The following is a 21,045-nucleotide window of genomic DNA, read 5'->3' on the forward strand; positions in this document are numbered from 1 at the left end:
GTCATGGAGACGTAGGTTCAACGAATGGGAGTCCCGGTGGACAAGCCGAGGGTCGTTCTGGGGGTCAGCGGCGGCATCGCCGCCTACAAGGCCTGTGAGCTGCTCAGAAGGCTCACGGAGTCGGGGCACGACGTCCGGGTGGTGCCCACCGCCTCCGCGCTGCACTTCGTCGGCGCCGCCACCTGGTCCGCCCTGTCCGGCAACCCCGTCTCCACGGAGGTCTGGGACGGCGTCCACGAGGTCCCGCACGTCCGCATCGGCCAGCAGGCCGACCTCGTCGTGGTGGCTCCCGCGACGGCCGACATGCTCGCCAAGGCCGCCCACGGCCTCGCCGACGACCTGCTCACCAACACCCTCCTGACCGCCCGCTGCCCGGTCGTCTTCGCGCCCGCCATGCACACCGAGATGTGGGAGCACCCGGCCACCCAGGAGAACGTGGCCACGCTGCGCCGCCGCGGTGCCGTGGTCGTCGAGCCCGCCGTCGGCAGGCTCACCGGCGTCGACACCGGCAAGGGCCGGCTGCCCGACCCGGTGGAGATCTTCGAGGTCTGCCGCCGCGTCCTGGCCCGGGGGGTTGCCGAGCCCGACCTCGCCGGGCGGCACGTCGTCGTATCCGCCGGCGGCACCCGCGAGCCCCTGGACCCGGTCCGCTTCCTCGGCAACCGCTCCTCCGGCAAGCAGGGCTACGCCCTCGCCCGCACCGCCGCCGCCCGCGGCGCCCGGGTCACGCTCATCGCGGCCAACGCGGGCCTGCCCGACCCGGCCGGCGTGGACGTCGTGCAGGTCGGCACGGCCGTCCAGCTGCGCGAGGCCGTCCTGAAGGCCGCGGCGGACGCCGACGCCGTCGTCATGGCCGCCGCCGTCGCCGACTTCCGCCCGGCGGCCTACGCCACCGGGAAGATCAAGAAGAAGGACGGCCAGGACCCCGACCCGATCGTCCTGGTGCGTAATCCGGACATCCTCGCGGAGATCTCGGCCGAGCGCGCCCGCCCCGGCCAGGTGATCGTCGGCTTCGCCGCCGAGACCGACGACGTGCTCGCCAACGGCCGCACCAAGCTCGCCCGCAAGGGCTGTGACCTGCTCGTGGTGAACGAGGTGGGGGAGCGCAAGACGTTCGGCTCCGAGGAGAACGAGGCCGTGGTGCTGGGCGCCGACGGCAGCGAGACCCCGGTGCCGTACGGCCCCAAGGAGGCCCTGGCCGACACCGTCTGGGACCTGGTGGCCACCCGGCTGGGCTGATCGGGTTGCGCCGTCCGGGGCGAAGAGTTTCAGCCGTTCGACGGCTCTTCACCACACTGTCAAGTCGGGTGATGCCCCCTGGTCAAGGTCACTGGCATTGTGCAGAATGCCAGTGCCGCAGGTCACAGCGCTCCCGAGAGGCGAGACGGGTAGGCCGGTGGCACGGTGCGACCCGTAAACTGTTCTCGGACGACGCCAGGCGCAGCCCTGTGCCCGTCCGCAATTGATCAGCCAGCAGCCGCTGCAACCCCAGGGAGCGTTGTGTCCCGTCGCTTGTTCACCTCGGAGTCCGTGACCGAGGGTCACCCCGACAAGATCGCTGACCAGATCAGCGACACCATTCTCGACGCACTTCTGCGTGAGGACCCGACGTCCCGGGTCGCCGTAGAGACGCTGATCACCACTGGCCTCGTGCACGTGGCCGGCGAGGTCACGACCAAGGCCTACGCGCCGATCGCCCAGCTCGTACGCGACAAGATCCTCGAGATCGGTTACGACTCCTCGAAGAAGGGCTTCGACGGCGCCTCCTGCGGTGTGTCGGTGTCCATCGGCGCGCAGTCCCCGGACATCGCACAGGGCGTCGACGCGGCCTACGAGACCCGGGTCGAGGGCGACGACGACGAACTGGACAAGCAGGGCGCGGGCGACCAGGGCCTGATGTTCGGCTACGCGTCCGACGAGACGCCGACCCTGATGCCGCTGCCGATCTTCCTGGCGCACCGCCTGTCCAAGCGCCTGTCCGAGGTCCGCAAGAACGGCACCATCCCCTACCTGCGCCCGGACGGCAAGACCCAGGTCACCATCGAGTACGACGGCGACAAGGCCGTCCGCCTGGACACCGTGGTCGTCTCCTCTCAGCACGCCTCCGACATCGACCTCGAGTCGCTGCTGGCGCCCGACATCCGCGAGTTCGTCGTGGAGCCCGAGCTGAAGGCGCTCCTGGACGAGGGCATCAAGCTGGAGACCGAGGGCTACCGCCTGCTGGTCAACCCGACCGGCCGTTTCGAGATCGGCGGCCCGATGGGTGACGCCGGCCTGACCGGCCGCAAGATCATCATCGACACCTACGGCGGCATGGCCCGCCACGGCGGCGGCGCCTTCTCCGGCAAGGACCCGTCCAAGGTGGACCGCTCGGCGGCGTACGCGATGCGCTGGGTCGCCAAGAACGTGGTGGCGGCGGGCCTGGCCTCCCGTTGCGAGGTCCAGGTCGCGTACGCGATCGGCAAGGCCGAGCCCGTCGGTCTGTTCGTGGAGACCTTCGGCACCAACAAGGTCGAGAACGAGAAGATCGAGAAGGCGATCGACGAGGTCTTCGACCTCCGCCCGGCCGCGATCATCCGCGACCTCGACCTGCTCCGCCCGATCTACAGCCAGACGGCCGCCTACGGCCACTTCGGCCGCGAGCTGCCCGACTTCACCTGGGAGCGCACGGACCGCGTGGACGCCCTGCGCGTGGCGGCGGGCCTGTAGCCCCGCCCCGTCCTTCTCACCGAAGCCCGGCTTCCCCGTCATGGGGGCCGGGCTTCGGCGTGCCGTGCCTCACCCGTCGGGCGCCGGCCGGATGCGGCGCCGTGGCCGGTCGATCCGGCCGACCGCGACGACCTCGGGCGGGCGTCGGTTGTCAGTGGCGTTTGGTAAGAATGCAAGCGTGAGCAGCGAGAACGGGGCGCCCCGAGCGGATGGGGACGGCGGGGCCGAAGGGGCGCCGCCGGAGCAGCTCGCGCTCATTCGGGAGAGCGTGCGCAAGGCGAAGACGCCCCGGGCCAAGCCGCGGACCTGGCGGGGAGCCGCGCTCGCCAAGGAGCTGCCCGTCGCGCGGGTGCTGGTCGACAAGGGCGTGCTGCACCTCGACCGGTACTTCGACTATGCGGTGCCCGAAGAACTGGACGAGCAGGCCCAGCCCGGCGTGCGGGTGCGGGTGCGGTTCGGCGCCGGGCGGCACCGGGTGCGCGAAGGGCGCCGCGAGGGCGGCGGGCTCATCGACGGCTTCCTCGTGGAGCGGCGGGCCGAATCCGACTACTCGGGGCCCCTGGCCGCGCTGGCCCAGGTCGTCTCGCCGGAGCCGGTGCTGAGCGAGGAGCTGCTGGGACTCGCGCGGGCCGTGGCCGACCGGTACGCCGGAAGCCTCGCCGATGTGCTCCAGCTGGCCGTACCGCCACGCAGCGCGCGCGCCGAGCAGCGGCCGTCCCCCGCGCCGCTGCCGCCCCCCAGGGCGCCGGAACCGGCCTCCTGGGGGCGGTACGAGCGTGGGGGAACCTTCCTGGATGCCCTGGCCTCCGGCGGTTCCCCAAGGGCCGTCTGGACCGCGCTGCCGGGCCCCCTGTGGAGCGAGGAACTGGCCCGGGCCGTCGCCGCCACGCTCGCCTCGGGACGCGGCGCCCTCGTCGTCGTACCGGACGGCCGGGCCGCCGCGCGGGTCGACGCCGCGCTCACGCAGTTGCTCGGCACGGGCCGGCACGCGCTGCTCACGGCCGAAGCCGGGCCCGAGAAGCGGTACGCGCAGTGGCTCGCGGTGCGCCGGGGTGCCGTGCGGGCCGTCGTCGGGACCCGGGCGGCCATGTTCGCGCCCGTGCAGGACCTGGGACTCGTCGCCATCTGGGACGACGGCGACGACAGCCACAGCGAGCAGCACGCCCCCCAGCCGCACGCCCGCGATGTGCTGCTGCTGCGCGCCGCGCTGGACAAGTGCGCCTTCCTGCTGGGCGGTTGGAGCTGCACCGTCGAGGCCGCCCAGCTCGTGGAGAGCGGCTGGGCCCGGCCGCTGGTCGCCGGCCGGGAGCAGGTGCGCCGGGCCGCGCCCCTGGTCCGGACGGTCGGGGACGACGACCTCGCACGCGACGAGGCCGCCCGCGCCGCCCGGCTGCCCACCCTCGCCTGGCAGGCGGCCCGTGAGGGGCTGCGGCACGGGCCGGTGCTGGTGCAGGTGCCCCGGCGCGGTTACGCGCCCCGCATGGCCTGCGACCGGTGCCGGGCGGCCGCCCGGTGCCGGCACTGCTCCGGGCCGCTCCAGGGGCAGGACGCGGGGGTCCTGCGCTGCGGCTGGTGCGGACGTGAGGAGAGCGCGTGGCACTGCCCGGAGTGCGGCGGCTTCCGGCTGCGGGCCCAGGTCGTGGGGGCGCGGCGGACGGCCGAGGAACTGGGGCGCGCCTTCCCCGCCGTCCCGGTGCGCACCTCGGGGCGGGAACACGTGCTGGACACGGTGCCGGGCACGCCCGCGCTGGTCGTGAGCACACCGGGGGCGGAACCGGTCGCCGAGGGCGGCTACGCGGCGGCCCTCCTGCTGGACGGCTGGGCCATGCTCGTACGACCCGACCTGCGGGCCGGCGAGGACGCGCTGCGCCGGTGGATCGCGGCGGGCGCGCTGGTACGGCCGCAGAGCGAGGGGGGCACGGTGGTCGTGGTGGCCGAGCCGACCCTGCGGCCCGTGCAGGCGCTGGTGCGGTGGGACCCCGTCGGGCACGCGGTGCGGGAACTGTCGGAGCGGGCCGAGCTGGGCTTTCCGCCGGTGTCGCGGATGGCGGCGGTGACCGGGACACCGGCGGCCGTCGCCGAGTTCCTGGCCTCGGTCGAACTGCCGCCGGATGCGGAGGTGTTGGGGCCGGTGCCGGTGCCGCCGACGCCGCCCGGACGGCCCCGTCGGCCCGGGGCGCCGCCGCCGGGGGAGCACTGGGACCGGGCGTTGGTGCGGGTACCGCCGGGGAGCGGGGCGGTGCTGGCTTCCGCGCTGAAGACCGCGCAGGCCGCTCGGATGGCGCGGGGGAGTGGGGAGGCGGTGCGGGTGCGGATCGATCCGCCGGACATGGGGTGATGTTCTCCCACCCGCGCACCGCCCGTATCCAGTCGGCTGAGAGGCGGGACAACCAGCGGGGGTCCTCGCCGTCGGCGGCCGTCCGGCATGCGGTCCGGATGCGGTGGCCGTGGCGAGTGGTGGGCGTGGCGAGCGGTGGTCGTGGCGAGTGGTGGTCGAGCTGCGGCGTTCCGGCCAGTGCGGGCCTGGTCCGGGCCGGTCCGGGTCGGCCAGTCCAGGTGGTCCGGGTGGTCCAGGACATGGGGGCGGGTCGGTCCGGTCTGGGGCGGACGGTCCGGTCGGCCTGGGCAGGTGGTAGCCGGGTCGGTCCGGGCGGCCTGGAGCTGGGTGGTGGCCGGGGTGGTCCGGTCGGGTCGCTCCAGCGGCCTGGAGCTGGTGGTGACCGGGTGGGTCGGGTTGGTCCCCGTCAGGTGGTCCGGGCGGTCCAGGCCGCGTGGGCCGGGCGGGTCGGTCACTTGGACCGGGCAGGTCGGTCACGTCGGCCGGGCAGGTCGGTCACGTCGGCCGGGCAGGTCGGTCACGTCGGCCGGGCAGGTCGGTCACGTCGGCCGGGCAGGTCGGGTCGGTCCCCAGTGCTCGGGTCGGCCCGCGGTTTCTTGCGGCCGGTCGGAGTCGTTGTGTCGAGCGGCCGGCCCCGTCACGTCGGTGCGTGTCTGCCCTCCCGAGTGGCCGGGAGGGCAGGGGATGTCGGCTGGTCGATCAGCCGTTGCGTGGGCCGGGGAAGGCCGTTGGACGTGCGTCGTCGCGGAGGGACTGGCTGCCCGCGGTCGGCTGGGTGGGCATCGAGCGGGCCGCGGGAACCGTGGGCACAGTGGGCAGGCCGGTGTTCACATTGAGCGTGCGGGTACCGGACGGCTCCGGGGCCCGCTCGGCCTCGGCCGCCGCCTGGGCCGCGGCGCGGCGGGCGCCGTAACGGCGGTGCACCGCCTGCTTGGTGACACCGAGCGCCGAGCCCACCGCGTCCCACGAGAAGCCGAGTGATCGGTCGAAGTCCACGGCGGCCGTGACCAGGGTTTCGACACTGTCCCGGAGTTCCTGGGCAAGTCGCACCGTCGGGGCGGGGGCGCGTCCGTAGACGACGAAGCCCGTGGACGGGCCGGAGCGGCGCGGGCGGTAGACGTTGCCCAACTGGGCGGTGAGCGTACGTAGTGCGTCCACCTGTCGGCGGACCCGCTCGATGTCCCGCACCAGCAAGTGCAGGCTGGCCCGGGCCTGGGCGTCGTGGGTTGCGTGGTCGGCCATGAACAAGCCTCTCGAACCGGCGTTGAAAGGAATTGGGCCGCTACAGCGGCCCTATGTGGTCAACTCTTTCTTGACCAACGCGTGTGCGCTCCGCTGGTCACGGGGTGGGGGCGTACGGGCATATGCGTACGCCGGTCCGGTCGGCGCGCGCCCGGGTTTGCCTCCCGCCCGCGCACTACCCGTGTCCAGTCGGCGGTACAGCGGGACGACCTGCGGTGGTTGCTCACCGACGGCGTCCGCACGTACGTGGTCATAGACTGGTGCGCTGCCCGTCCAACCCCCGCCCGAGAGGCCCGATCCCGCCCATGAAGCTTGTCTTCGCCGGTACCCCCGAGGTCGCCGTTCCCGCTCTGGACGCTCTGATCGCCTCCGGGCGGCACGAGGTGGCCGCCGTCGTCACGCGGCCCGACGCGCCGGCCGGGCGCGGGCGCAGGCTGGTCGCGTCGCCCGTGGCCGAGCGGGCGGAAGAGGCCGGGATCGAGGTGCTGAAGCCCCTCAAGCCGCGGGACCCGGAATTCCTGGAGCGGCTGACGGAGATCGGCCCGGACTGCTGCCCCGTCGTCGCCTACGGCGCCCTGCTGCCCCGGGCCGCCCTCGACATCCCGGCCCACGGCTGGGTCAACCTGCACTTCTCGCTGCTGCCCGCCTGGCGTGGTGCTGCGCCGGTGCAGCACTCCATCATGGCCGGCGACGAGATCACCGGGGCGTCCACCTTCCTCATCGAGGAGGGGCTCGACTCCGGGCCCGTCTACGGCACCGTCACCGAGGTGATCCGGCCCACCGACACCAGCGGCGACCTGCTCACCCGGCTCGCCTTCGCCGGCGCCGGGCTGCTGGCCGCGACCATGGACGGCATCGAGGACGGCACCCTGAAGGCCCTACCGCAGCCCGCCGAGGGCATCACGGTCGCGCCGAAGATCACCGTCGAGGACGCGCAGATCGACTGGGCCGCGCCCGCGCTGCGCGTCGACCGGGTCGTGCGGGGCTGCACCCCGGCGCCCGGCGCCTGGACCACCTTCCGCGGTGAGCGGCTCAAGCTCATCCAGGTCACGCCCGTGCCCGAGCGCACCGACCTCGCCCCGGGACGGATGGCGGTCGGCAAGAACAGCGTGCACGTGGGCACCGGTTCGTACGCCGTCGAGCTGCTCTGGGTGCAGGCGCAGGGCAAGAAGCCGATGCGGGCGGCCGACTGGGCACGCGGCGTGCGTATCGCCGAGAACGAGACGCTCGGCGGCTGACGCCCCGGTCGGAAGGGGTGCCGGGGGATCGACGTACGCTGGAACCGCACCCCTTCCTGATATCCGGAGCACCTTTTCGTGAGCGAGCAGTCCCAGCGGCCCCGCAGGCCCGCCAAGCCCTACCGCCGTCCGCAGAAGGACCCCGTGCGCATCCTTGCCTTCGAGGCGCTGCGCGCGGTCGACGAGCGGGACGCGTACGCCAACCTCGTGCTGCCTCCGCTGCTGCGCAAGGCACGTGACAAGGGCGACTTCGACGCGCGGGACGCCGCCCTCGCCACCGAGCTGGTGTACGGCACACTGCGCCGGCAGGGGACGTACGACGCCGTCATCGCCGCCTGTGTCGACCGGCCGCTGCGCGAGGTCGACCCGCCGGTGCTCGATGTGCTCAGCCTCGGCGTGCACCAGCTGCTCGGCACGCGGATCCCGACGCACGCCGCCGTGTCCGCCTCCGTGGAGCTCGCGCGGGTCGTGCTCGGCGACGGGCGCGCCAAGTTCGTCAACGCCGTGCTGCGCAAGGTGGCCCAGGCCGACCTCGACGGGTGGATGGAAAAGGTCGCGCCGTCCTACGACGAGGACCCCGAGGATCACCTCGCCGTCGTGCACTCGCATCCCCGCTGGGTCGTCTCCGCGCTCTGGGACTCCCTCGGCGGCGGGCGCGCCGGAATCGAGGACCTGCTGGCGGCCGACAACGAACGGCCCGAGGTCACCCTGGTCGCGCGGCCGGGGCGGGCCACCGCCGAGGAACTGCTGCGCGAGGAGGCCGCCGTACCGGGGCGCTGGTCGCCGTACGCCGTACGGCTCGCCGAGGGCGGGGAGCCGGGCGCGGTGGGGGCCGTGCGCGAGGGGCGGGCCGGAGTCCAGGACGAGGGCAGCCAGCTGGTCGCGCTCGCGCTCGCCCACGCGCCCATCGAGGGATCTGACACGAAGTGGCTGGACGGGTGCGCCGGGCCCGGCGGCAAGGCCGCGCTGCTGGCCGCCCTCGCCGCCGAGCGCGGCGCCACGCTGCTCGCCTCCGAGAAGCAGCCGCACCGGGCGGGCCTGGTGGCCGGCGCACTGGCCGGGAATCCGGGGCCGTACCAGGTGATCGCCGCCGACGGGACCCGGCCGCCGTGGCGGCCCGGCACCTTCGACCGGGTGCTGATGGACGTGCCGTGCACCGGTCTCGGCGCGCTGCGCCGGCGCCCCGAGGCCCGCTGGCGGCGGCGCCCGGAGGACCTGGAGAACTTCGCGCCCCTCCAGCGCGCCCTGCTGCGCACCGCGCTCGACTCGGTGCGGGTCGGCGGGATCGTCGGCTACGCGACCTGCTCGCCGCACCTCGCCGAGACCCGCGCGGTCGTCGCCGACGTCCTCAAGCAGCGACCGGAGTCGGAACTGATCGACGCCCGTCCGCTGCTGCCGGGCGTCCCGGAGCTCGGCGAGGGACCGGACGTACAGCTGTGGCCGCATCTGCACGGCACGGATGCGATGTATCTGGCGCTCATCCGGCGCACCGGCTGAGGCCGGGCACGCGCCGGGACTTATCCACAGGCGTCCGTATTAAGTACGATGAACGGTCTCGCCTGTGGACCGGCGCGAACATCCGTGCGCCGGACATGGCAGTCTTGGGGCATGGCCGTGCAGATCAACCCCAGCATCCTGTCCGCCGACTTCGCCCGCCTCGCGGAGGAGGCCAAGGCGGTCCAAGGCGCCGACTGGCTCCATGTCGACGTCATGGACAACCACTTCGTCCCGAACCTCACGCTCGGCGTGCCGGTCGTGGAGTCCCTGGCCCGTGCGACGGACACCCCGCTGGACTGCCATCTGATGATCGAGGACGCCGACCGGTGGGCACCCCAGTACGTCGAGGCGGGCGCCTCCTCCGTCACCTTCCACGTGGAGGCGGCCGCCGCCCCCGTACGGCTCGCCCGGGAGATCCGCGCCAAGGGCGCCCGTGCCTCCATGGCGCTCAAGCCCGCGACGCCGATCGAGCCGTACGAGGACCTGCTCCCGGAACTCGACATGCTGCTGATCATGACGGTCGAGCCCGGCTTCGGCGGCCAGGCGTTCCTCGACATCATGCTGCCGAAGATCCGCCGCACCCGTGAGCTGATCGGCAAGCACGGTCTTCAGCTGTGGCTGCAGGTGGACGGCGGTGTCTCGGCCTCGACGATCGAGCGGTGCGCGGACGCGGGAGCGGACGTGTTCGTGGCAGGCTCGGCAGTGTACGGGGCCGAGGATCCGGCGGAGGCGGTCCGCGCCCTGCGCGCCCAGGCGGAATCGGCCACCGCCAAGGCGTCCTGGGCATGCGACCACTGAGCCACGGCTACGTGAACGGTTAAGGGAAGGCCGCCCTTCAGGGCGGATCAGCTGCGCCGAATCTGCAAGGATGAACGGCGAATCCAGAGTGTGAACAGCAGTGAGGAGATCGCCGTGTCGGGTATGTCGGCGGGCCGGTCAGCCATGCGGATGGGACCCGCTGAGCTGGTGCAGGCGGCGGCCATGGCCCGCCGCTTCTACCTCGAGGGCAAGTCCAAGATCCAGATCGCGGAGGAGTTCGGCGTCAGCCGCTTCAAGGTGGCCCGGGTCCTGGAGACGGCTCTCGAACGGGATCTCGTACGCATCGAGATCCGTGTCCCGGCCGAGCTGGACGCCGAGCGCTCCGACGCGCTCCGCGCCCGCTACGGCCTGAGGCACGCCGTCGTGGTCGAGTCCCCGGCCGAGGCCGAGGAGACGCCCGACCCCGAGAACCTCGGCGAGGTGGCCGCCGATCTGCTCGGCGAGCTCGTCAACGAGGGGGACGTGCTCGGACTGGCCTGGGGCCGGTCCACGATCCACATGGCGGCGGCGCTCGACCGGCTGCCGCCGTGCACGGTGGTGCAGCTGACGGGCGTGTACGACGCCGGGACCTCGGAGCGCGGCTCGGTCGAGGCCGTTCGCCGCGCCGCGCAGGTGTCGGGCGGAGACGCCCACCCCATCTACGCGCCCATGCTGCTGCCGGACGCGGCCACGGCGGCCGCGCTGCGCAACCAGACCGGGATCGCCCGGGCCTTCGAGTACTTCGACAAGGTCACGGTCGCCTGTGTCTCCATCGGCTCCTGGGAGCCGGGCATCTCGACCGTGCACGACATGCTCAGCGACGAGGAGCGGGCGCACTACGCCTCGCTCGGCGTCGCCGCCGAGATGGCCGCGCACCTCTTCGACGCCGAGGGGCGCCGGATCGGGCGGGACCTGGGTGAGCGGTGCATCACGGTCAAGGCCGACCAGCTGCGCCGTATCCCGGAGGTCGTGGCGATCGCCGGCGGTCAGCGCAAGGCGGCCGCGATCGACGCGGTGCTGCGGTCCGGCCTGGTCACCAGCCTGGTCACGGACACCTCCGCCGCGGACTACCTGATGACGGCGGGGCCCACGCCGAAGCCCACGCTCGGCCGGGCGGACCCGGACGGGCACTGACGGGACCCCGACGGTCGCTGCGGCACGCGAGCGGAGCCCGGCGGCCGGGGGTGCATCGTGGTGGTCGCGGCGGGCCCGGAGTGACCGCTTGAGCCGCTCCGCCCAGGTTCTGAGGCGGCCCAGGGCGGGGCGGGGCCGTCGGCCCTTCGTCGGCCTTCGGCTCGCCCGCTCGAGGTGACGCGGCGAGACGAGCCCCGGTGCGTCGGGGCGCGGCGCAGCGGATCGTCGGCGTGACGGGGCACGGCCGGCGCGTCAGGGCATGGCGCGCCGGGTCCTGCCGTCGTCCGAGCGGGACGGCCGTGGCAGCATCGTCGGCATGTTGCCGCGGTTCGTCGCCCACATGCCGAGACGGGTCCCCCACATGCCGGGACGGCTCCTGACCTCGGCCCACCCACCCAGGCGGTCCTCGGCCTCGGCCCACGCACCAGGACGCCCGCTGATGCCGCCCCCCATCCCCAGACGGCCGCGCAATCCGGTCCGCCTGCTCGCGGGGGTGCTGGCCGTCGTCCTCGCCGTTCTGCTCGCGGGATGCTCGTCCGGTTCGGGCTCGGGGTCCGGCTCCGGCGTCGGGGCGAGCGCGTCCGTGCCGGCGTGGGCGCACGGCATGGGCACGGTCAGGCAGGCCCAGTTGCCGGCCGAGGCCCGCAGGACGCTCGGCCTCATCGACAAGGGCGGGCCCTTTCCGTACGCCAAGGACGGCGTCGTATTCGGGAATTTCGAGGGCCGGCTGCCGAGGCACCAGCGCGGCTACTACCGCGAGTACACCGTCAGGACACCCGGCTCGCGCGATCGCGGGGCCCGGCGCATTGTCACCGGCCAGGGCGGGGAGATCTACTACACCGATGATCACTACAACTCGTTCCGGGCGGTACTGAGATGAGCGAAGACCTGACAGGGCGGCTCGTCGTCACCCTGGACCTCGACGGTGTCACCGACAAGGCCGGCCTGATGGACCGCGCCGCCCGGGCCCTGGCGCTGCCCGACTGGTTCGGCCGCAACTGGGACGCGCTGGCCGACTCCCTCGGCGACCACACCGTCTGGCCCGAGGGCGCCGTCGAACAGGGGCTGCTGATCGTCGTCCGGGGCTGGCAGCCGTACGCCGAGGCGCGTCCGGGCGAGTGGCGGACGGCGCAGGAGGTGTTCGCCGAGGCCGTGGACCGGACGCCCGCGCTCACCGTCGTGCTGGCCCTGGGCGGCGCGCGCCTTGGAGGATCCTCCTAGGTGATCGGCGCGCACCCTGGATGTTCCGTCGGGGCGTGACAGCGGCCCCGACATGGGACAATGAAGTACGTGCTCTTTCCCCCGGCACACCTGTCGGGGGGTCACCTCTGATCGACTGGGATGTGCAGCACGTGCGTTTCCTCAATGACATCCAGCCCGCGTACGACCTGACGTACGACGACGTGTTCATGGTGCCGAGCCGCTCCGCGGTCGGCTCGCGTCAGGGCGTGGACCTCGCCTCGCCGGACGGCACGGGCACCACCATCCCGCTCGTCGTCGCCAACATGACCGCCATCGCCGGCCGCCGCATGGCCGAGACGGTCGCCCGCCGCGGCGGCCTGGTGGTCATCCCGCAGGACATCCCGATCGACGTCGTCACCGACGTCGTCTCCTGGGTGAAGAGCCGCCACCTGGTGCTCGACACGCCGATCGTGCTGGCCCCGCACCAGACCGTCGCCGACGCCTTGGCGCTGCTGCCCAAGCGTGCTCACAACGCCGGTGTGGTCGTGGACGAGGAGCACCGGCCCGTCGGCGTCGTCACCGACGCGGACCTCACCGGCGTCGACCGTTTCACCCAGCTCGAAGTGGTGATGTCCAAGGACCTGCTGCTCCTCGACGCGGACATCGACCCCCGCGAGGCCTTCAACACCCTGGACCACCACAACCGCCGCTATGCCCCGGCCGTCGACAAGGACGGCAGGCTGGCCGGCATCCTCACCCGCAAGGGCGCCCTGCGGGCCACGCTGTACACCCCGGCCGTGGACGCGAACGGCAAGCTGCGCATCGCCGCCGCCGTCGGCATCAACGGCGATGTCGCGGGCAAGGCCAAGCAGTTGCTCGACGCGGGCGTGGACACGCTCGTCATCGACACCGCGCACGGCCACCAGGAGTCGATGATCACCGCGATCAAGCTGGTGCGCGCGCTCGACCCGCAGGTGCCGATCGCCGCGGGCAACATCGTCTCCGCCGAGGGCGTCAAGGACCTGATCGACGCCGGTGCGGACATCATCAAGGTCGGTGTCGGCCCCGGCGCCATGTGCACCACCCGCATGATGACCGGCGTGGGCCGGCCGCAGTTCTCCGCGGTGCTGGAGTGCGCCGCCGAGGCGAAGAAGTACGGCAAGCACGTGTGGGCCGACGGCGGTGTCCGGCACCCGCGCGACGTGGCCATGGCCCTCGCGGCCGGCGCGTCGAACGTGATGGTCGGCTCCTGGTTCTCGGGCACCTACGAGTCCCCGGGCGACCTCCAGCACGACGCCAACGGCCGCGCGTACAAGGAGTCCTTCGGCATGGCCTCGGCCCGCGCGGTGCGCAACCGTACGTCGGAGGAGTCGGCGTACGACCGTGCCCGCAAGGCGCTGTTCGAGGAGGGCATCTCCACCTCCCGCATGTTCCTCGACCCGGCCCGCCCCGGCGTCGAGGACCTGATCGACTCGATCATCGCGGGCGTCCGCTCCTCCTGCACCTACGCCGGTGCCGGCTCCCTGGAGGAGTTCGCCGAGAAGGCCATCGTCGGCATCCAGAGCGCGGCCGGTTACGCCGAGGGCAAGCCGCTGCACGCCAGCTGGAGCTGACCGGCGAAACGGCGTCCCGCACGGCCCCCGTCTTCCCACGCCCGGGAAGACGGGGGCCGTCGGCGTATCCGGAGCCCTCGCCTTCATTTGTGGGAGCCGATGGGGCCCTGAGGCTGCGGTGCAATGGTCGACAGCCCGCGCGCAACGATTTGTCATTCCGGTCCGATGAACGCAATGATCATCCGGGGACGTGCAAGGTTGCTGCATTACGCCCGTGAAGGCCTGCCTCATAGGGTGCTCGTCTGTACGTGGCGTGGCGGGGACTCCGCTCGGTGGGTTCCTGCTCTCGCAGGGCTGCCATCGGTCCCCGTCCGCAATGACCGGCAGGATGAAGGAGCCAGCGCGTGCTCGATCAAGGCGCACCCCCGCACGACCGCACAGCGACCACCCCCGCATCCCCGGGCGTCGCCGCGCGCCTCATGCGGAAGAAGCCCGTGGAACGCCTGGTCGCGGAGGGCGGCCAGGGTGAGGGAGGCTCGCTCAGGCGCTCCCTCGGGCTGTGGCAGCTGACCATGATCAGCATCGGTGCCACCCTGGGCACCGGTATCTTCGTCGTCCTCGGCGAGGCCGTCCCCAAGGCGGGCCCGGCCGTCACCCTGTCCTTCGTGATCGCCGGTCTCACCGCGCTGTTCTCGGCCCTGTCCTACGCCGAGCTGGCGGGCACCATCCCGGTCTCCGGCTCCTCGTACTCGTACGCATACGCAACCATGGGCGAACTGATCGCCTGGGTCTGCGGCTGGTGTCTGCTACTGGAGTACGGCGTCTCGGTGGCCGCCGTGGCCGTCGGCTGGGGCGAGTACCTGAACGAGCTGCTGGACGGCACCATAGGCGTCACCATCCCGACCGCCCTGTCCGCTCCGCCCGGCGACGGCGGCATCTTCAACCTGCCCGCCCTGATCGTCGTGGTCCTCGCGATGGTGTTCCTGCTCGGCGGCGCCAAGGAGTCCGCGCGGGCCAACACCATCATGGTGTGCGTGAAGATCGGCGCGCTGATCCTGTTCTGCGCGATCGGCTTCGCGGGCTTCAAGTCCGGCAACTACGCGCATTTCATGCCGCTCGGCATGGCGGGCGTCAGCGGTGCCGCCGGCACGCTGTTCTTCTCGTACATCGGCTTCGACGCCGCCTCCACCGCCGGTGAGGAGGCGAAGAACGCCCAGCGCGACCTGCCCCGCGCGATCATGCTGTCCCTGGTCATCGTGACCGCCCTGTACGTGCTGGTCGCGGCCGTCGCCGTGGGTGCCAAGCCGTGGCGGACCTTCAACGGCTCCGAGGCCGCGCTCACCGAGATCATGAAGAACGTCACCGGGCAGAGCTTCTGGGGCACCCTGCTGGCCGCCTGTGCCGTCATCGCCATCGCGAGCGTCGTCCTGACCGTGGTCTACGGCCAGACCCGCATCCTGTTCGCCATGTCCCGTGACGGCCTGGTGCCCAAGATCTTCTCCAAGGTCCACCCGAAGACCGGCGCGCCCCGCGCCAACACGGTGATCGTCTCCGTGTTCTGCGGTGTCCTCGCCGCCGCGATCCCGCTGGGTCAGCTGGCGGACGCCACCAGCATCGGCACGCTGTTCGCCTTCGCGCTGGTCAACATCGCGGTCGTGGTGCTGCGCCGGACGCGCCCGACCATGCGGCGCACCTTCCGGGTCCCGCTGTCGCCGGTGCTGCCCGCGCTGGGCTTCGGCTTCTGTGTGTGGATGATGGGCAGCCTGTCGACCGTCACCTGGATCGTGTTCGGTGTCTGGATGGCCGTCGGGCTCGTGTTCTACTTCGTATACGGCTATCGCCGTTCCCGTCTCGCGACCGGTGAGAACCTCGCGGTGACGGCAGAGAAGTGACCGAACCGAAGAAGTGAACCACCCCCTGTGCTGAACGATCTCGACGAACGTATCGTGCACGCCCTCGCCGAGGACGCCCGCCGCTCCTACGCGGACATCGGGCAGATGGTCGGCCTGTCCGCGCCGGCGGTGAAGCGGCGCGTGGACCGGCTGCGGGCTACCGGAGCGATCACCGGGTTCACCGTCCGGGTGGACCCGGCGGCGCTCGGCTGGGAGACCGAGGGGTTCGTCGAGATCTACTGCCGGCGCAACACCTCGCCGGACACCATTCAGCGGGGGCTGGAGCGCTATCAGGAGGTCGTGGCCGCGTCCACCGTCACCGGGGACGCGGACGCGATCGCGCAGGTCTTCGCATCCGACATGCGGCACTTCGAGCGGGTGCTGGAGCGGATCGCCGGGGAGCCGTTCGTGGAGCGGACCAAGTCGGTTCTGGTGCTGTCACCGCTGCTGCGCCGCTTCTCCTCCGGCGCGCCGGGCTAGAGCTCACGAGGCGCGCGGGGACCTGCGCGACCGGCCACGGACAAGCCGCGCCCGGCGCACGACCATGCGCCCCGCGTCCTATTCCGCTGTCTTTCGCGCCAGCGCGTTGTTCCCGATCGAATTGCGCACGCTGAAGCTCACGGCGTCCGGACGGTACCGGTCGTCCGACCACTCCACCGGGCGCCCCTCCCGGGTCGTCGTGACCCGCCGCACCCGCAGCAGCGGACTCGTACGGCGAACCCCCAGCAACTCGGCGTCCTGCGCGCCGCAGGCGACCGCGTCGATGATGTGCTCTCCGTACGCGAAGACCAGGCCGGTGTCGTCGTACAGCCGCTGCGTGACCGAGGGGCACTCCGGCTCGATCGACTCCACCGCCGGGGAGATCCAGTCGGCGTACACGGTCCGTTCCAGCAGTACCGGCTCGCCGTCCAGGCCACGCAGCCGAAGCACGTGCAACACCTGGGTGCCGATGGGGAGTTGGAGGCGCACGGCGTCCTCGTGGGTGGCCGGGCGGTACTCCTGCGTCACGACGTGGCCGGTGGCCTCGCGGCCCATCGCGCGGGCCCACTGGGCGAAGCTGCGCAGTTCCTCGAAGCTCTGGCTGCGGCGGCTGGCGAGGACGACGCGGCGGGCGCCCTGACGGGAGCCGATCAGGCCTTCGGAGGTGAGGGTCGCGACGGCCTGGCGGACCGTGCCGCGTGAGACGCCGTAGTGCGTCGCGAGTTCCGACTCCGAGGGCAAGCGGCTGCCGACGGTGTACTCCTCGCGGTCGATCGCGCGCCGCAGCTCGTCGGCGATCTCCTCGTGTCGCGCCGTCATGCTTCCCCTCTGCTCGGGTCACTGTGCACAGCGTGACCAGCCTAATCGAGACCTGAGCGTGATCTGAAACGGTCTGGATTGTGCAGCCAACCAGGGCCCAAAGTTTCGCTCCCGTTTACAGACAGGACACCGCGAGCGGGCGTACTGTGACGCAACTTGTTCAGACAAGTTCTCCGCAACCCTCATGCGTCCCCCTGGAGAGACCGTGACCGTGTCCCTGCCGAGAAACGCCGTCCTCGGCGGCTCCCTCGCCGTCGTCGCCGCGCTGGCCCTGAGCGCCTGCGGCGCCGCTCCCGACAAGGCGTCGACCACCACCAAGGACGGCAAGAGCGCCGCCACCGCCACCTCCGCGGCCGACTTCGGCGGCATGGACGCCCTGGTCAAGGCGGCCAAGAAGGAAGGCACGCTGCACATCATCGCGGTGCCCCGCGACTGGGCCAACTACGGCGCCCTGATCGACGGGTTCCAGAAGAAGTACGGCATCAAGATCAACGACGAGAGCCCCGACGGCTCCAGCCAGGACGAGATCAACGCCGTCACCACCCGCAAGGGCCAGGACCGCACCCCCGACGTCCTCGACCTCGGCTCCTCGTTCGCGCTGAGCGCCGCCCAGCAGGGCCTGCTCGCGCCGTACAAGGTCGCCTCCTACACCGACATCCCCGAGGCCCAGAAGGACCCGCAGGCCCGCTGGTTCAACGACTACGGCGGCTACGTGTCCATCGGCTGCGACGCCAAGCGCGTCAAGCAGTGCCCGACCAGCTTCAAGGACCTCCTCAAGCCCCAGTACAAGGGCCAGGTCGCCCTCAACGGCAACCCCGCCAAGTCCGGCTCCGCCTTCGGCGGCGTCTACGCGGCGGCCCTCGCCAACGGCGGCTCCTTCGACAACATCCAGCCCGGCCTGGACTTCTTCGCCAAGCTGAAGAAGAACGGCAACTACACGCCCGTCGAGTCCACCCCGGCCACCGTCGAGAAGGGCGAGACGCCCATCTCCATCGACTGGGACTACCTGAACGCCGGCTACGCCGACGAGTTCAAGTCCAAGGGCCTGGACTGGAAGGTCGTCATCCCGAGCGACGGCCAGTACGCCCAGTACTACTCCCAGGCCATCAACAAGGACGCCCCGCACCCGGCGGCCGCCCGCCTGTGGCAGGAGTACCTGTACAGCACCGAGGGCCAGAACCTGTGGCTCAAGGGCTACGCCCGCCCGGCCCTGATGGCCGCCATGGAGAAGGCCGGGACGCTGGACAAGACGGCCGCCGCCAAGCTGCCCAAGGTCACCGGCACGCCCTCCTTCCCGACCGAGGACCAGCAGAGCAAGGCCAAGACGGTCATCGCCCAGGGCTGGGGTAAGGCCGTCTCCGGATGACCACCGCTCTCCCGCGCGCGGACGTGGCGCCCGTCGCTTCGGCGAAGCGACGGCGCCGCGCCCCCGGCTGGCTGGCGGTAGTACCGCTGCTGGTCTTCGTCGCCATCGCCTTCGGCCTGCCCGCCGTGGCCATCGTGAACGGTGCCTTCTCGGTCGATGACGCCACCACGGGCGCCACCACCTACACCGGCGCCAACATGACGGCCTCGCTGCAGGGCCCGTACCTCACCGCCCTGCTCGGCAGCGTCAAGCTGTCCGCGATCTCCGCCGCGCTCGGCGCCCTGCTCGGGCTGCCGCTCGCCCAGGCCGTGGTCAGCTCCCGCTCCCGCTGGTTGCGCGAGGCCGTGCTGACCGCCTCCGGCGTGCTCGCCAACTTCGGCGGGGTCCCGCTGGCCTTCGCCTTCGTCGCCACCCTCGGCAACGCGGGCGTCCTCACCGTCCACCTGGGCCTGAAGGACACCGGCTGGGACCTCTACAGCTTCTGGGGCCTGATCCTCGTCTACCTGTACTTCCTCATCCCGCTCATGGTCCTCACCATCACCCCCGCGCTGGACGGCCTGCGCTCCCAGTGGCGGGAGGCCGCGCTGAACAACGGCGCCACCGGTGTGCAGTACTGGCGGCACGTGGCCCTGCCCGTGCTCGCGCCCTCGCTGCTCGGCGGCCTCGTGCTGCTGTTCGGCAGCGCCTTCGCCGCCTACGCCACCGCCGCCGCCATGGTCGGCAGCGCGGTCCCGCTGGTCACCCTGCAGATCGCCGACGCCCTGTCCGGCAATGTCCTGGTCGGCCAGGAGAACGTCGCCCTCGCCCTCAGCCTCGACATGGTCCTGGTGGCGGGCCTGGTGATGGCCGTGTACCTGCCCCTTCAGCGACGGAGTGCCCGATGGCTCGACGCCTGACCCTCTGGCGGTGGGTCGTCCTCGGTCTCGCCGCCCTGTACTTCCTGGTGCCGCTCGCCGCCTCCGCGATCTTCACGGTGGACGTGCCCGGCCAGGGCCTCACCTTCGACGCCTACACCAAGATCCTCTCCACCGACGGCTTCCTCTCCAGCCTGCTGCTCTCGCTGGAACTGGCCGTGGCCACCATCGCCGTCGTGCTGCTGCTGATGGTGCCCGCCGTGGTCGCGCTGCGGCTCGGCTCGCCCCGGCTGCGGCCGGTGGTCGAGGTGGTGTGCTCGCTGCCGCTGGTGGTGCCGCCCATCGCGTTCGTCGCCGGGATCGCCACCGTCCTCAAGTGGGGCCCGGAGCATTTGTCCCGCACCCCGCTGTTCGAGACGTTCGTGGTGATCCAGAACGACCGATTCCCCGTCGTGCTGGTCCTCGCCTACGTCGTGATGGCCCTGCCGTTCGTCTACCGCGCCCTGGACTCCGGCCTGCGCGCCATCGACGTACGCACCCTCGTGGAGGCGGCCCGCAGCTGCGGCGCCTCCTGGCCCAAGGCACTCGTCCGGGCCGTCCTGCCCAATCTGCGCGGGGCCCTGCTGAACGCCTCCTTCCTCACCCTGGCCCTGGTGCTCGGCGAGTTCACGGTCTCCCATCTGCTCGGCTACACCCCCTTCGCCGTGTGGATCTACAACGTCGGCGGCGAGCAGGCCCAGATGTCCGTCGCCGTCTCCGTGCTCAGCCTGCTTCTCACCTGGGTCCTGCTCCTCGCGCTCGCCGGTGCCGGCGGCGGACGCACCCGAAACGCCAACTCCCGGGGATGACACACACCATGACCGCCACCACGCTCGAGACGGCCGTCGCAGAAAAGGCCGCTACCGTCGAATTCCGCTCGCTGCGGCGCGAGTTCGGGGCCACCGTCGCCCTCGACGGGCTCGATCTGACCGTCCGGCCGGGGGAGTTCCTGGCCCTGCTCGGCCCCTCCGGCTGCGGCAAGACCACCGCGCTGCGTATGCTCGCCGGGTTCGAACACCCCGACTCCGGGGCCGTCCTGGTGGACGGCGAGGACGTCACCCACGTCCCGGCCCACCGCCGTGACGCCGGCATGGTCTTCCAGTCGTACAGCCTCTTCCCGCATCTGAACGCCGTCGACAACGTCGCGTTCGGACTGCGTATGCGCGGCGTCCGTACGACCGAACGCCGGGCCCGCGCCGCCGAGTTGCTGGAGCTGGTCGGTCTCGCCGACAAGGGTGAGCGCTACCCGCACCAGCTCTCCGGCGGCCAGCAGCAGCGCATCGCGCTGGCCCGCGCCCTCGCCCTGCGCCCGCGGGTGCTCCTGCTGGACGAGCCGCTGTCCGCGCTGGACGCCAAGGTGCGGCTCACCCTGCGCGAGGAGATCCGCCGGCTCCAGCAGGAGCTCGGCATCACCACCCTGTTCGTCACCCACGACCAGGAAGAGGCGCTGTCGGTCGCCGACCGCGTCGCCGTCATGCGCGCCGGCCGCCTCGAACAGTGCGCCGAACCGGCCGAGTTGTACGGCCGCCCCGCCACCGCCTTCGTCGCCGAGTTCGTCGGCACGATGAGCCGGATCCCGGGCGAGCTGAAGGACGGCACCGTCGAGGTGCTCGGCCAGCGGCTGCCGGCCGACGGCGAGGTGCCGGGCGGTGAGGTGGACGTGCTGGTGCGGCCCGAGGCCGTACAGGTGCGCCCGGACGAGCAGGGCACCGCCCGGGTCGTCGCCACCGCCTTCCTCGGCGCGGTCGTCCGGGTCACCGTACGGCTCGCCGACGGCACCGAGGTCAAGGCCGACCTGCCCGCCCACGAGGCCACGGGGCTCGGCGCCGGAACCGCCGTCGGCGTGTCGCTGCCCGAGCGGCCGGTGCTCGTGGCCGAACGTATCCAGAAGTGAGGAATTTCCC

The 21,045-nt window shown here is 72.2% G+C and carries 18 protein-coding genes; 16 read left to right on the top strand and 2 right to left on the bottom strand.

The window, feature by feature from the left end; translation table 11 throughout:
• The first annotated feature begins 36 nt into the window (after positions 1 to 36).
• From coaBC to BFF78_RS34220, 3 genes are all read left to right on the top strand, one after another.
• Positions 37 to 1,239 (top strand): bifunctional phosphopantothenoylcysteine decarboxylase/phosphopantothenate--cysteine ligase CoaBC, encoded by a 1,203-nt coding sequence (coaBC, locus tag BFF78_RS34210; protein ID WP_069783975.1) that lies wholly within the window; start codon positions 37 to 39, stop codon positions 1,237 to 1,239.
• A 261-nt stretch (positions 1,240 to 1,500) separates the two neighbouring features.
• Positions 1,501 to 2,709: a methionine adenosyltransferase gene (gene metK, locus BFF78_RS34215; protein ID WP_069781984.1), complete on the top strand. Its 1,209-nt coding sequence runs from the start codon at positions 1,501 to 1,503 to the stop codon at positions 2,707 to 2,709.
• Positions 2,710 to 2,887: 178 nt separating this feature from the next.
• Complete coding sequence (locus tag BFF78_RS34220; protein ID WP_069781985.1) at positions 2,888 to 5,047, top strand: primosomal protein N'; 2,160 nt, start codon at positions 2,888 to 2,890, stop codon at positions 5,045 to 5,047.
• Between the two features lie 699 nt (positions 5,048 to 5,746).
• Here BFF78_RS34220 and BFF78_RS34225 read toward each other — a convergent pair.
• The gene (locus tag BFF78_RS34225; RefSeq protein ID WP_069781986.1) at positions 5,747 to 6,289 is read right to left on the bottom strand and encodes a hypothetical protein; all 543 of its coding nucleotides are present in this window, start codon (positions 6,287 to 6,289) and stop codon (positions 5,747 to 5,749) included.
• Positions 6,290 to 6,594: 305 nt separating this feature from the next.
• Here BFF78_RS34225 and fmt point away from each other — a divergent pair, with 305 nt between their 5' ends.
• The 9 genes from fmt to BFF78_RS34275 all read left to right on the top strand — a co-directional run bounded on the left by fmt (position 6,595) and on the right by BFF78_RS34275 (position 16,063).
• Complete coding sequence (gene fmt / locus BFF78_RS34230; protein WP_069781987.1) at positions 6,595 to 7,527, top strand: methionyl-tRNA formyltransferase; 933 nt, start codon at positions 6,595 to 6,597, stop codon at positions 7,525 to 7,527.
• A gap of 78 nt (positions 7,528 to 7,605) precedes the next feature.
• Positions 7,606 to 9,024, top strand: coding sequence for an RsmB/NOP family class I SAM-dependent RNA methyltransferase (locus tag BFF78_RS34235; RefSeq protein WP_069781988.1), 1,419 nt, complete (start codon positions 7,606 to 7,608; stop codon positions 9,022 to 9,024).
• Between the two features lie 111 nt (positions 9,025 to 9,135).
• Positions 9,136 to 9,822: a ribulose-phosphate 3-epimerase gene (rpe, locus tag BFF78_RS34240; protein WP_069781989.1), complete on the top strand. Its 687-nt coding sequence runs from the start codon at positions 9,136 to 9,138 to the stop codon at positions 9,820 to 9,822.
• A gap of 90 nt (positions 9,823 to 9,912) precedes the next feature.
• Complete coding sequence (locus tag BFF78_RS34245) at positions 9,913 to 10,956, top strand: sugar-binding transcriptional regulator (protein WP_069781990.1); 1,044 nt, start codon at positions 9,913 to 9,915, stop codon at positions 10,954 to 10,956.
• 439 nt (positions 10,957 to 11,395) lie between these two features.
• The gene (locus BFF78_RS34255; RefSeq protein ID WP_069781992.1) at positions 11,396 to 11,836 is read left to right on the top strand and encodes a guanyl-specific ribonuclease; all 441 of its coding nucleotides are present in this window, start codon (positions 11,396 to 11,398) and stop codon (positions 11,834 to 11,836) included.
• Positions 11,833 to 12,177: a barstar family protein gene (locus tag BFF78_RS34260; protein ID WP_069781993.1), complete on the top strand. Its 345-nt coding sequence runs from the start codon at positions 11,833 to 11,835 to the stop codon at positions 12,175 to 12,177. The genes BFF78_RS34255 and BFF78_RS34260 overlap by 4 nt, the downstream gene beginning before the upstream one ends.
• Positions 12,178 to 12,308: 131 nt before the next feature.
• Positions 12,309 to 13,751, top strand: a complete 1,443-nt coding sequence (locus tag BFF78_RS34265; protein ID WP_069783976.1) for a GuaB1 family IMP dehydrogenase-related protein — start codon at positions 12,309 to 12,311, stop codon at positions 13,749 to 13,751.
• Between the two features lie 344 nt (positions 13,752 to 14,095).
• Positions 14,096 to 15,583 carry an amino acid permease gene (locus BFF78_RS34270; protein ID WP_069781994.1) on the top strand — a complete coding sequence of 496 codons (1,488 nt, stop codon included), beginning with the start codon at positions 14,096 to 14,098 and terminating at the stop codon, positions 15,581 to 15,583.
• A 27-nt stretch (positions 15,584 to 15,610) separates the two neighbouring features.
• A complete protein-coding gene (locus BFF78_RS34275; protein WP_069781995.1) occupies positions 15,611 to 16,063 on the top strand; it encodes an Lrp/AsnC family transcriptional regulator in 453 nt (150 codons plus the stop codon).
• Between the two features lie 78 nt (positions 16,064 to 16,141).
• Here BFF78_RS34275 and BFF78_RS34280 read toward each other — a convergent pair whose 3' ends face one another.
• Positions 16,142 to 16,882: a GntR family transcriptional regulator gene (locus tag BFF78_RS34280; RefSeq protein WP_069781996.1), complete on the bottom strand. Its 741-nt coding sequence runs from the start codon at positions 16,880 to 16,882 to the stop codon at positions 16,142 to 16,144.
• Positions 16,883 to 17,087: 205 nt separating this feature from the next.
• Here BFF78_RS34280 and BFF78_RS34285 point away from each other — a divergent pair, with 205 nt between their 5' ends.
• From BFF78_RS34285 to BFF78_RS34300, 4 genes are read left to right on the top strand one after another with little or no spacing between them, the layout of a single operon-like run.
• The gene (locus tag BFF78_RS34285; protein WP_069781997.1) at positions 17,088 to 18,248 is read left to right on the top strand and encodes an ABC transporter substrate-binding protein; all 1,161 of its coding nucleotides are present in this window, start codon (positions 17,088 to 17,090) and stop codon (positions 18,246 to 18,248) included.
• Positions 18,245 to 19,144 (top strand): ABC transporter permease, encoded by a 900-nt coding sequence (locus tag BFF78_RS34290; protein ID WP_069781998.1) that lies wholly within the window; start codon positions 18,245 to 18,247, stop codon positions 19,142 to 19,144. Before BFF78_RS34285 ends, BFF78_RS34290 begins: the two co-directional genes overlap by 4 nt.
• On the top strand, positions 19,129 to 19,950 hold the full coding sequence (locus BFF78_RS34295; RefSeq protein ID WP_069781999.1) for an ABC transporter permease: 822 nt from the start codon (positions 19,129 to 19,131) through the stop codon (positions 19,948 to 19,950). The genes BFF78_RS34290 and BFF78_RS34295 overlap by 16 nt, the downstream gene beginning before the upstream one ends.
• An 8-nt stretch (positions 19,951 to 19,958) precedes the next feature.
• On the top strand, positions 19,959 to 21,035 hold the full coding sequence (locus BFF78_RS34300) for an ABC transporter ATP-binding protein (RefSeq protein WP_069782000.1): 1,077 nt from the start codon (positions 19,959 to 19,961) through the stop codon (positions 21,033 to 21,035).
• Positions 21,036 to 21,045 lie beyond the last annotated feature (10 nt).

It is taken from the genome of Streptomyces fodineus (assembly GCF_001735805.1).
GTDB lineage: Bacteria > Actinomycetota > Actinomycetes > Streptomycetales > Streptomycetaceae > Streptomyces > Streptomyces fodineus.